This window comes from Hymenobacter agri (assembly GCF_054778495.1).
The window spans coordinates 1-4,286 of record NZ_BAAGZM010000366.1; the positions used below are offsets into that span (position 1 = coordinate 1).

Below are 4,286 nucleotides of genomic sequence, written 5' to 3' on the forward strand. Positions count from 1 at the left end.
GCCAATGGCCCCCACAGCAGCACGCGCCGCGGCACGTGGCGCAGCACTGCCCCAGCGGCCTGCGTCAGCCCAAACAACCCCGTGAGCCACGCAGCCGTGTGCAGCAGCACCGCCAGCCCCAGCACCACCCAAAAACCACTGGGCTGCACGCTGCGGCTTACATCGAGGCTGAGCTGCGAACTGCCAAAGGCGGTGGTGTAATAGGTAAATAGCAGCCCCAGCCAGCTGGCAAAGCTCGCCCCAATGATGGCCGCCGCCACCAACTGGCCCTGCAGCCCCGACGGGGCTGGCAGGCGACTGAGCGCGTTGTAGCGACGCCACAGAGCCACCGCGCCCACCGCCACCAGCAAGACAAGCAGTGCATTCAGGAGCAGGTCGCCGAGTGAGGGTGTCCACCACGCCGCGGCGTACACGCGCGGGTCGAACAAGGGTAGCTCAATAAACGAGTATGGCAGGCCCAGCACCAGCAGCACCGTGGCGGCGAGCAGGGCAAAGCGGAGCGAGAACCAAAAACGGGATAACAGAACCAGCATGGGCAAGTACGGGGTCTGCAAAGATACCGATTGCGCGCGAATGCGGGCAAGTCGCTGCGCCAGTGTCCGGGGTTATGTGTGGATACCGGTGTAGCAGTCTAGTCGTGAGAATGTTAAAACACCAGTTTCGTGCCGTCGCGCAGCTCGTCGTAGTCAATTTCTTCCTCCTCAATCCCGCAGCGGGCAATTCCTTGCAGCACAATATCCCGCATTTCGCCCATGTTGTTGCGAATGTGAGAATGCGCGAGCACTCGATATTGTGCAGCAACCATGTCAGCCGTGAGTTCGCCCAGCGTACCAGAAGCGAAATGCCACTGCAGCCACCGCATGCCGCTGCTAACCAAGGCTGTTGCTAGCCCGGCAATTGCCGCCTGGCCCAAATTAGGGGCGATTGGCCAGTAAATAACCGAACTCAACGCCCAGATGGTCACGTACAGCACCGGGGACATGCGCAGAGCAGGCAGCGGCAGTTCACTGGCCTGTTGCAGCGTGCGCCACTGCCGGCAGCGCCCGCGCCGCGGAAATAGTGCATTAAGCTGGGCTTTCGGAAATACCGCTTCCCGCTTTACGCCCTGCGTCAGCAGGGCGCGTCGCAGCCGGTAAAACGTGCGTTGCGTGGTGCAGGCCACGTTTTGTCCCGATGGGTTTTCGCCTACCTGCGCAATCAGATGCCTTTCTACTACCGCCCATACATCGCCCACCGTAGTGGCCTGGGCAAAGTCGTATTGGGCGAAGCGAACACCGAAGCTGCGTTCCCAGCCCGGGACCACGTCCCAGGCAAACATCTCATCGTCAATTGCTACCTGTTTATAGGGCATACTTTGAAATATAGTAGTGTACCTATTGAATCGCTGCTTCAGTGCCTCAAAGCTCCACTGCGCGTCGGCCCAAAAGGCATCCAGCGCCACGATGCGCGGCAAAATTTGCAGGGCTGGGTTGACAAAGTTTATTAATGGGATATTTATAACATATGCAATTAACCCCCCCGTCCACCGAAAGAACGAGGGTTTATTAAACTGCCTTACGCCAGTTGTAAATAATTCAATAGTAGTAATTAACCGCCGCAAGCCCACCCATTCCATCCACCGCTATTGGTGTGCGTTACATTAATGCAACCATGGGCGTTCACATAGTCGCGGCAACACCGAGCGAAGGTAAGAGAAGCATCCGTGTCATGACAAACAGGCTCTATTGGCGATTAACAATAGCAGTGCCGCTCTTTATGGTAAATACATATCCTCCTTCCGCTTTCGTTATCGTCAAATAGCTTTCATTATCAAGCATGGCGGTAGTAGACTTGAACACGTTGTCGTAGTCAGCATCTGCGGTCACCTGCTCAGCATTCTGCGCCTTTTGCACCGTTTGGTTTACGTCTGTAAGAGTTTCTTTTTTGTCGCATCCGGTCATAATGCCGGTAGTAATTAGTGCTACAATCGACAATGGCAGGCTAAAACGAAGCAGTAGATTTTTCATGGTAAAATGAAAGGAAACGCCTACTCTATTCAAAATTGGTTTTCGGCTTTGCCCATATGGTAATCAATCATATGTGGAGAGGCAATCCAGTAATGCCGCTGAGCCAATTCAACTGGGAAGATGCAGATTGAATTGGATGAAGTAAATATAACAATACCCCCCCCACACACCCATTGGCGCAATAGCGAAACCAATATTTTTGCATTGCATGGTCATTCCCTACTTCAACGCCTCAAACGACCATTGCGCATCGGCCCAGAAGGCATCGAGCGCCACGATGCGCGGCTTAAAAAACGAAATCAGCCGGGGCCAGTCGTCGCGGTTGAACAGGTTCACCGGGGCCAGTTCGGTGTAGATGCGGCTCAGCACCTGGCCGTGGGCGTCGACGTAGTCGGCTTCCCAGGTCCATTCTTCGCCCAAGGTTTCGTGCAGCAGCGTGCGCAGCTCCAGAAACTGCTCCCAGAACAGCTCGCGAATGCCCGCGTCGGGATGGGTGAGTTCGATGGCGATGCTGGCGCGCGCCTTGTCGGCCTGCATCCGGAAATACACGTTTTTGAGGCCCGTCTTGTAGTTTATCCAGTTGGTGGTGTCGCCCTCGGCCGAGGGCACGGGGGCCATATACTGCCCAAAAGCCGTCCAGAATGCCTGGCGCAATTGGGTAACTTCCGCTTTGCTATACATTTTTAGAGTAGGAGGGTATGGGAAGAAGAGGGCAAGAGTTGAACAAAGATGGGTTAAACTCCTGCACTCCTACCCCTAGGTCCTCCTTCCCTGTATCTCCTATAAAGGCGTGGCCCACCAGCCAGCTTCGTTGTTCTGAATGGCGACGCCGCCGGCGTTGTGGTAGTATTCTTCCACGCACTCCTTAAAACCTGCGTTTTTGGTGCTGGCGAAGCACACGGCGTGGTCGGCGGCGGGCAGCGGACCGGTGTGCACCGTGAACACGCTGCCCCGCTCGGCTTTGGTAATGATGAGGTAGTTTTCCTGGTTTAGCTTGTCGAGCGTGGCGTCGAACGTGGCGTCGTAGGCTTTGTCGGGCGTTACCACGGCGCGCAGGGCGGCATTGCTGGCCGGGTGCTGCAGCACACCCGCCTGGCCGTTCTTATCGCAGCCGGCCAAAGCCAGCAGCCCGGGAAACATGGCCAAGGCAAAGCAGCGGGTAAGGAGACGTTTCATGGCGAAGAGGAAAAATAGTGGCTGATTCCGAGACTTCTACGGCGTCATTGGCCCCAAGGACCAACGACGCCGCCGAAAGTACGCCCAAGATACTACCGCTTAGCGGACATAGTGCTGAAATTTCTCAAAAAAATTCCAGAATACCTGCACTACTATTCTGCTCCTGCCTTCGCTCCCGGCGAGCTATTACTCTGCCGTTGTTCCAATCCGGGCTTTCAAATAGCCCACCAATACCTCCAGTCCGCGCTCAAAATGGCGGTTATTAGGAATCACGATGTCGGCGTAGTGTTTGTAGGGGGCGATGAATTGCTCGTAAGTCGGTGCCACGTGGTGGGTGTAGCGGTAGAGCACGTCGGCCAGGTCATAGCCGCGCTCGTCGCGGTCGCGGATAATGCGGCGGTGCAGCTTCACGTGCTCCTGCGCATCGATGTACACTTTCAGGTTGAGCAGCCGGGCAATTTCTTCGAAGTGAAACACGAAAATGCCTTCTACTACAACAATGGGGGCGGGCCGGAATACCAGTTCTTTGGGCGTTACGGCCGCGTTGTTGAAGGTGTATTCTTTGCGCCGCACCTCGTGGCCCTGGCTGATGCGCAGCACATCGGCGGCATAAGCGGCCGCGTCGATGCTGGCGGGCAGGTCGAAGTTTTCCACGCCCTGTTCATCGCGCATTTGCTTTTCGCGCGGGTGGTAGTAGTTGTCCTGCGAAATGAGGCAAATCTGCTCTTCCGGGAAAGCTTCCAGCAGCCGGCGCAGGAAGGTGGTTTTGCCAGAAGCACTGCCGCCGGTAATACCAATTAAGTAGGGGGTCTGCATAACGGGCAAAGGTAATGGGGTTCAATGAGCAATGAGCAATGAGCAATAGGCAATTGACCGCTCATCATTCGCAAATTGCTCATTGACAATTAGTCATTGCTCATTGATAAAAAAGCCAGCAGCCCGGCCACGGCCCGCGCGCGGTGGCTGATGCGGTTTTTCTCGTCGCCGCTCATCTCGGCGAAGGTGCGGCCGTCGCCCTCGGTGGGCACAAACACGGGGTCGTAGCCGAAGCCCCGGTCGCCGCGGGTTTCGGCCGTAATGTAGCCCGGCACCTTGCCGGCAAAC

The 4,286-nt window shown here is 56.3% G+C and carries 6 protein-coding genes and 1 pseudogene; all 7 read right to left on the reverse strand.

What is annotated here, in order from left to right:
• A pseudogene (locus ACYVDE_RS15715) lies at positions 1 to 533 on the reverse strand (hypothetical protein); the annotation flags it as partial.
• Between the two features lie 113 nt (positions 534 to 646).
• Entirely contained in the window at positions 647 to 1,453 is an 807-nt protein-coding gene (locus ACYVDE_RS15720; RefSeq protein ID WP_460502489.1) for a hypothetical protein, read from the reverse strand.
• A 268-nt stretch (positions 1,454 to 1,721) separates the two neighbouring features.
• Positions 1,722 to 2,006 carry a hypothetical protein gene (locus ACYVDE_RS15725; protein WP_460502490.1) on the reverse strand — a complete coding sequence of 95 codons (285 nt, stop codon included), beginning with the start codon at positions 2,004 to 2,006 and terminating at the stop codon, positions 1,722 to 1,724.
• Positions 2,007 to 2,225: 219 nt separating this feature from the next.
• Positions 2,226 to 2,687 carry a DUF4268 domain-containing protein gene (locus tag ACYVDE_RS15730; RefSeq protein WP_460502491.1) on the reverse strand — a complete coding sequence of 154 codons (462 nt, stop codon included), beginning with the start codon at positions 2,685 to 2,687 and terminating at the stop codon, positions 2,226 to 2,228.
• 99 nt (positions 2,688 to 2,786) lie between these two features.
• Positions 2,787 to 3,182 carry a hypothetical protein gene (locus ACYVDE_RS15735; protein WP_460502492.1) on the reverse strand — a complete coding sequence of 132 codons (396 nt, stop codon included), beginning with the start codon at positions 3,180 to 3,182 and terminating at the stop codon, positions 2,787 to 2,789.
• A gap of 186 nt (positions 3,183 to 3,368) precedes the next feature.
• Positions 3,369 to 3,998: a uridine kinase family protein gene (locus ACYVDE_RS15740; protein ID WP_460502493.1), complete on the reverse strand. Its 630-nt coding sequence runs from the start codon at positions 3,996 to 3,998 to the stop codon at positions 3,369 to 3,371.
• 89 nt (positions 3,999 to 4,087) lie between these two features.
• Positions 4,088 to 4,286: non-canonical purine NTP pyrophosphatase (locus tag ACYVDE_RS15745; RefSeq protein ID WP_460502494.1), on the reverse strand; the 199-nt coding region annotated here is incomplete at its 5' end.